At 56.0% G+C, this 6,742-nt stretch carries 6 protein-coding genes and 2 pseudogenes; 2 read left to right on the top strand and 6 right to left on the bottom strand.

Annotated features, from left to right (window positions below):
* Positions 1-401 (top strand): annotated as a pseudogene (locus tag QT222_RS09040) (integrase core domain-containing protein); the annotation flags it as partial.
* Between the two features lie 139 nt (positions 402-540).
* Here the strand turns inward: QT222_RS09040 and QT222_RS09035 are convergent.
* From QT222_RS09035 to QT222_RS09020, 4 genes are all read right to left on the bottom strand, one after another.
* Entirely contained in the window at positions 541-891 is a 351-nt protein-coding gene (locus QT222_RS09035) for a hypothetical protein (RefSeq protein WP_491476975.1), read from the bottom strand.
* 286 nt (positions 892-1,177) lie between these two features.
* Entirely contained in the window at positions 1,178-1,387 is a 210-nt protein-coding gene (locus tag QT222_RS09030) for a hypothetical protein (protein WP_491476974.1), read from the bottom strand.
* A 147-nt stretch (positions 1,388-1,534) separates the two neighbouring features.
* Positions 1,535-1,678: a hypothetical protein gene (locus QT222_RS09025; protein ID WP_491476973.1), complete on the bottom strand. Its 144-nt coding sequence runs from the start codon at positions 1,676-1,678 to the stop codon at positions 1,535-1,537.
* Positions 1,679-1,843: 165 nt separating this feature from the next.
* Complete coding sequence (locus tag QT222_RS09020) at positions 1,844-2,710, bottom strand: HFX_2341 family transcriptional regulator domain-containing protein (protein WP_491476972.1); 867 nt, start codon at positions 2,708-2,710, stop codon at positions 1,844-1,846.
* A gap of 657 nt (positions 2,711-3,367) precedes the next feature.
* On the opposite strand from QT222_RS09020, the gene thrS reads away from it, so the two are divergent.
* Positions 3,368-5,314 (top strand): threonine--tRNA ligase, encoded by a 1,947-nt coding sequence (thrS, locus tag QT222_RS09015; protein ID WP_491476971.1) that lies wholly within the window; start codon positions 3,368-3,370, stop codon positions 5,312-5,314.
* 157 nt (positions 5,315-5,471) lie between these two features.
* Here the strand turns inward: thrS and QT222_RS09010 are convergent, their stop codons facing one another.
* Both QT222_RS09010 and QT222_RS09005 read right to left on the bottom strand, forming a co-directional pair.
* A complete protein-coding gene (locus tag QT222_RS09010) occupies positions 5,472-6,299 on the bottom strand; it encodes a phosphosulfolactate synthase (RefSeq protein ID WP_004056211.1) in 828 nt (275 codons plus the stop codon).
* Between the two features lie 70 nt (positions 6,300-6,369).
* Positions 6,370-6,742 (bottom strand): annotated as a pseudogene (locus tag QT222_RS09005) (MmgE/PrpD family protein); the annotation flags it as partial.

Below are 6,742 nucleotides of genomic sequence, written 5' to 3'. Positions count from 1 at the left end.
ATGGCAAGTGGTCTTGGTTATATGCTGCAATAGACCTCGACACGAAAGTGATTCTCGACGTCGCGCTGTTCAAGCGTCATGGGACTGATCCGGCGGCTGCGTTTCTCCACGGCGTGTGCGAGAAACACGACTGTTCAGAGACGGTGTTCTCTCGCCGATGCGTTCGGCTATCGGACTGCCTTCTCACGATTAGGAGTGAACGGTTGGGTCGACTACACAGAGCGAAACCTGATCGAAAAGTGGTTTCACACGTTCAAGATGTGCGTCGACTGTTCCCACAACTCATGGTGGGCAGTCGGCTGAGCGTCCGCCAGTAGCTTGCAGTATTCGTTCACTACTATAATTTTCAGCGACCGCATCAAGCACTCGATGGACGAACGCCAGCTCAGGTAGTTAACTAGACAGTACCCTGACCTCCATTATTATAGCTGAACCAGTAGCTCCACCACTACTCAGTCAAGGACTGCAGCCTCGGATATCCTGAAAACGCGATTCTTTGGGAGCGGCGTGCGACACTACCAGATAGTTATAGTTGAATAATCAAATCCAACCATAACTATCTATTGAATAATACAAAAGGCCGGCGGCAAATAGCAATGCACCTGCGATTTTCACCCAGCTTTTTTTCATAGAAAAAGATATAGTAACAATAATTAATCCGCCAATCGATAATAAAATATTGAAAGTATTTTCATTCACAATAGAGAGAGCTACACCAACCAATAAGGCAATATTCAGATACAGGAATATTATGTCATCGTGCATTGATAAGAGCCCCCTACTACTCATGGAAATATATGCGGAGTATAATTGGAGAATCAACAACGTGCTGAGAACAATGACTAATATCTTGCCATTGCCTACTAGATTTGTTCTGGTTCGTTCAGCCATCGACATGTATTATTCATTCACAAGGCATCAATTTTTTTCATATCGATTATGGGAAGCACGATGCCGGTCATCAACCCACGACTAAACAGTGGGTGCCGAACCTCGGAACAGATTCAATCGACTACCGACCGAAAAGAGTGAGGTGAGTTCGATCAACTGGCGTTCGCGCCTTAGCTACACACGTTCGTCAGGTGGTCAGAGGGCCTCGAAAGAGACTGATGAAAGCCTTGCCAGTCGACAACGGCGTGCTGATCCGGGCAGCCCGGGTCAGCTGCCGCATCTCCTCCTACCCCGGTGCATCAGGAGCGTACCCGGTATTTGCGAGGTCGTGTTGATACGTCGGCCACGCCCCGGAAATCGAACCAACCGGCGCATCGCGGTTGTACGTTCGGTCATTCATTTCGCTGAGTCTATCGAGACACCCAGTGAGTGATGCGAGTGCGGTCGTCCCCGAGGCGGCGAGAAATGCTCGTCTCGAAGTATTGGGGGAGGGCATCCCTTAAGATATTCCGGACATATTGTAAATTATTTTTCACTATTCTAGAGGAGGTACAATCATCCCAACGACTACGAGGAACGCTATGGACGCACGTGGTTCACGTGCTAAAGAGATTCGTGTAGAGCCGACTTCGTCCTCTGAGACTCAATTCGTCCGCTCGTTCGCAACCAGATACGTCACAACCATTCCGGCATAGAGTGCGGTCGTCGCGGCGAAAAGCGGAACGAGGAAACCGTCATTGAATCGGATGTCCGTGAGTCCGACACCGTCTCCGACAGCGAGTAGCACTACGCTGCCACCAGTTAGTGTGAGATACATCGAGACGAGTTTTTTCCTTCTCTCGGTCCACGGCGAATGATACGTGACAATGTCGATAGTCTTTGTGCCAGATAGCACGGCACCCCGCGGCGAGTTGAAACCCAACGGACCAATCGATACCGAAGTAGCAAGCCGCTACGACCGGTTCTCGACGAGCGTGTCGACAGGGTTGTCGAGGACGAATTCGATGTCGTCTTCCGGGCTTTTTGTCCGCGCTTCAAGGTCGGTAATGACGGATTCGGCCCGGTGACGGAACGCACGGAGCGTCTGGCGTCCCTCTTCAGTGAGCGAGAGATATTGGCGCGTGCCGTGTCTGGTGATACACACGTATTCCTTGTGTTCGAGTGTCGACGTGACGCGATTGCCGAGGACGTTGTAGTCACCGTTTGTAGGCTTGTAGTCCGCCGGGTCGCCGTCGACGCGGCCGTTCATGAAGTCGAGACCGTAGTGTGCTGCTTCCGTAATGAGCGTCTTCTTCTTAGCGTGTTTCGAGTCGGTATCGTGAGCTTCGATGATTGCGAGCGTAGCGACCTGGTCGGGAGTCGGAGAGTTAATCTGGTACGTCGTTAGGAGCGATGCCTCCTCGAACCCTTCCGTGGCAAGGGTGTCGAGACCGTGTGGGCGGGATTTTGGATCGACAACGTACGGCTCAGCATCGGTGTGTTCGTCCATACACGCCATCGTCGCGCCGATTGCCGCCCGCTTCGTCCCGGCGGTGACGTTGACTCGAACGAGGTCGTCCGGGTGCCAGTCGGCAATCGTTGTGATGGCACCCATCACCTCGTACATATCGAAGAGGTCGACGTACTCGACGGCGGGCGGCGTGCCGACGACATCGGTGATGTGGTCGACAACCGTTTCGTGGTAGTTCGGCCGCTCGACCGACGGGTCCTCGTGTTCGAGGAGATAAACGTGGTCAGGCCGGTCGTCCTCGACGGGACCGATGATGCGGTCGTGTTCGCGCCACAGAGGGACGACGTGAACACGGAGGTGACGTTTCATTTACTCGAACAACATCCCTGTTGGGTCGATAAGTCATTCGATACTACGAGCGCGCGCTATCGGCCGATTAGGCGGACCACGTCAGCGCCGATACACCCATCGGAAGCGTTCGTCTAGTTGGGATACTAACTATACTCATTCTATTCACGCAAGTCACCGTACTAGACGAGTAATCGCCAATTTCCATCCCCGACTACGAATATATGCCGCTGCCCCGTGCGATGCGAGGTGGCGGCCCAACAACTGGCCACGGCGGCACGATGGGGTGCCTCTGACCACGTGCCGTCTTGGCCAGGGCGTCGACGGAACGTCTCATCACACCTTCGCTGTGGGTTCGGTGATGGTGACGCGGTGTCGCCACTTCCGTCGATGCTGTCCCTCCCTCACAGCGGTCCCCCCTCCCTTCGGTCCTCCAACCCTCTTCGGTCCTCCAACATCCTTCGGCCCCCCTCATTGGTCGGCACGGCGACAATCACCGTTCTCTCCTGCACCCACTTGTCAGGGAGAAGAACATAGTTATATACTTCCAACCAAAGTATATGGTACCAATGACGGTAGGTGGCCGTTTTACACGGCGGGCGTTCGCCATCTAACCATTCAGCTACTGTCATTGCTCGCTTTGCTCGCGTTTCAACGACGCTGAGAGAGGTCTATCTCATGTCACAGCAGAACTCCTCCACGATAGTGGTAACGCTCCCAGATGGTTCCGAACGTCACGTTCCTCGGGGAACCACTGTCGAAGAAGTCGCGTATCGAATCGGCGAGGGTCTCGGCCGCGATACGGTCGCTGGAATCGTCGACCACGAACTCGTCGCGGCGGCGGAACCAATCACCGAAGACGCCACCGTCGAAATCGTCACCGAAAGCTCAGACGAGTATTTGGACGTGCTGCGCCACTCGGCGGCACACATCTTCGCACAGGCCCTTCAGCGTCTCCATCCCGAGGCGAAACTGGCTATCGGACCCTACACCGACGAAGGGTTCTACTACGACATCTACGGCGTAGACCTCGACGGCGACGACCTCGCGGGGATTCAAGCCGAAGCCGAGGAAATAATCGAAGCAGACTACGACATCGAGCGCGTCGAATTGGACCGCGAGGACGCCTTCGAGTATTACGATGACAATCAGTTCAAGCGCGAAATCCTGGAGCAGGAAGCCGCAGGCGAGGACCCAGTTACGTTCTACCGACAGGGTGAGTTTCAGGACCTCTGCAAGGGTCCGCACGTCTCATCGACGGGGAAAATCGGCGGCTTCGAACTCCTCGATATCTCCGCGGCCTACTGGCGCGGCGACGAGGAAAACGAGTCACTCACGCGCGTCTACGGGACGGCCTTCGAGTCCGAATCGGAACTGGAAGACTACCTCGAACTGCGCCGGGAAGCCGAAAAGCGCGACCACCGCAAACTTGCTCGGGAACTCGACCTCTTCAGTATTCCCGCTCACTCGCCGGGATGCGTTCACTACCACCCGAACGGGATAGCGATTCGGCGCGAACTCGAAGCCTACATCCGCGAGAAAAACGAAGACCTCGGATACGACGAGGTGCGGACGCCCGAGTTGAACAAGGCAAAACTCTGGCAGAAGTCCGGCCACTACGAAAACTTCCGAGAGAACGGCGAAATGTTCGCGTGGGAACAGGATGACACCGAGTACGGCTTGAAGCCGATGAACTGTGCAAACCACAGTCACATCTACGACACCTCCATGCGCTCCTATCGGGACCTCCCGATACGTTTCAGCGAATTCGGGAACGTCTTCCGGAACGAACAATCGGGTGAACTTTCCGGACTGCTTCGCGTGCGCGGTTTAACCCAAGACGACGGGCACGCTTACGTCCGCCCCGACCAGATTCAGTCGGAGATTCTGAACATCCTCCAGGCCATCGAGGACATCTACAGCCACTTCGGCCTCGAAGTCCTCTATAAACTGGAGACGCGCGGCGAGAACGCCATTGGTGGCGAGGCACTCTGGGAACAAGCGACGGACGCGCTTCGTGACGCCCTCCACGAGAAGAACCTCGACTTCGACATCGAATCGGGAGAAGCCGCCTTCTACGGACCGAAAATCGGTATCAACGCCCGCGACGCGCTCGGCCGCGAATGGACCATCGGGACCGTGCAGGTCGACTTCAACATCCCGCGCCGACTCGACCTGACGTACGTCGGCGAGGATAACGAAGAACACTACCCAGTGATGATTCATCGTGCCCTCCTCGGGTCCTTCGAGCGCTTCATGGGCGTTATCATCGAGCACTTCGACGGCAAGTTCCCGACGTGGCTCGCCCCCGAGCAGATCCGCGTCCTCCCCATCAGCGACGACAACCTCGACTACGCTCGCGAGGTTGCCAGCGAACTCGACGAGTACCGCGTCGAAATCGAGGACCGCTCGTGGACCATCGGGAAGAAAATCCAGACGGCTCACGAGGACCGCGTCCCCTATATGATTATCGTCGGCGACGACGAGGAAGGGTCGAACACGATTTCAGTCCGTGACCGAAAGGAGCGCGAGGCAAACGACATCGAGCGAGATGCGTTCCGGAACCACCTCGAACGTGAGGTCACGCAGAAACACCTCGAACCGACGTTCCTCGCAGGTCAGTAGCGCGAAGTGATGGCTCCGTGAGGCCGAAGTGTTCGACGCCTAAAGGCGAAGCAACGACTATGCTTCGACCGCCCTCTTCGGCTATCCGTTCTCTGGTAATACGGACAAAAGAGCACAGTGACGGGGAGTACCCCCTTGTCGGCAGCCTATTGGCAGCCTATTCTTTGTAAGAGACCACCCGTCCCCACGAGGTGGCTTTGCCCCAGAGACCGGAGCGCATGCATTCGAGTTCGACGATTTGTGAGTTATCGACGAACAGGTTGACCTCTGGTCCGAAGTTCTTGACGTACCACTCGAACATCTCAGGACCCGGTGCCTCAAACACGAGGTTTTCCATGCCGAGTTCGTTCGCTATCTCGTAGACGACATCGGTCCGCCACTCGGTGACTTCCTCGGTGATGCCTTCGGCTTCGACCATCAGGTGCTCGGCACCGGCTTCGAGGTGGCGCTTACCCTCCTCGATGGCCTGCTGTGGGTCTTGTTGCCCTTCACGCTCGAGTTCTTCGGGAGCAGAAGCGCCACCAGCGCCGAACTGAACGTTGATTTCGGGTTTGGGTTCCAGTCCTTTTTGGGCGACCAGTTCGGTCATCCGAATCATATCATCCGTGTCGATAGCGAGAAAGCCCGAGGAAATTTCGACGATGTCGAAGCCGACGCGCGCACACTCCTCGACGTATTCCTCAATCTTGTCGTTGTCTCTAACGAGGACGTTCTCGATGTATCCGCCGGTGTTCACCTTTACGTCGTGTTCGTGGCAGATGCCAATCATCTCCGTGACGGCGTCCTCGGGCATCAGCGCGAACGAGCCACCACTGAACTTGTAGATATCGACGTAGTGACCCACTGTCTCTAGGATATCCCGCAGTTCGCGCGGTCCCATCGGGTCGTAGTACGGCCCGCGAATCTCCGTGATTCCTTTTTCGCGTGGCTTGTCCTCTCGCTCGTTGACGTGCAGGAAGTCGAAAGGTCGGTCTGGGTCTGCCATGTCAACTAGGTATAACATGGCGTGCTACTTGTTCTCTGGGGTGATGCTGTGACTTTGACTACGGCGGTCGTCAGTCGAGGAGCGCGAGCAAGTCGTCGACGTGGCGTTCCTCGAGGTTTCGGATGCAGTCGATAATCTCCTCTCGGCGGCTCTCGCCGTAGACAGCGGCGGCCATCGGGTGGAACTTTGCTTCGAGTTCGTCCCAGTCCATGGGAGTGTTTGGATGGCCGCGGAAGTCGTCTTTCTCGACGTGGTAAGTCGTGCCGTCTTCGAGTTCGATATCGATGACTGCGGGCATCTCGCCGTCTTCGAACCGTTCGGTCAGTTCTTCGTCTTCCTCGACCGTAACCGTCTGGAGAAGCGTCTGGACATCCTCCGATTGGATGCGCGCGCGCTCGTATTGTTCGGTGAGCATCTGGCGGTCGATGAGCGCTGCTGCGAGC

This window comes from Haloferax sp. s1 (genome assembly GCF_058382125.1).
Note: the sequence above shows the minus strand (reverse complement) of the source record. Positions and strands in the feature narration are given on the sequence as shown.